1 pseudogene is annotated in these 279 nt (G+C 55.9%); it reads right to left on the bottom strand.

The features are described 5' to 3' along the window. Positions 1 to 7: 7 nt before the first annotated feature. Positions 8 to 145 (bottom strand): annotated as a pseudogene (locus ACEWQZ_RS12815) (ISL3 family transposase); the annotation flags it as partial. Positions 146 to 279 lie beyond the last annotated feature (134 nt).

The following is a 279-nucleotide window of genomic DNA, read 5'->3' as shown; positions in this document are numbered from 1 at the left end:
AAGTGGGTTAAGCATACACATGCGGATTGATGCGTCCGAAGTCGAGCTTCCCCGCCAGCAGGAAGATCACCGTCCGGGCGGTACTCAGTCGCGTGTAGCCTCGGGCTTTTCGTTTCGCAGCTTGGAAGAGTCCGTTGATCCCCTGTGTGTCAACATCCCTCCCAACAGTACCTGATCGGTTTTATCTGTAACATTCAGGGCGCTTACGGAGCGAAGAGATGTCTGATTCCAACGAAGTTGTCACCGACCCGCGCCTTGAGAAGCGTACCCGACGCCGGT

Source organism: Wenzhouxiangella sp. YN1 (assembly GCF_056324145.1).
This window is presented reverse-complemented; position numbering and strand designations above follow the sequence as displayed.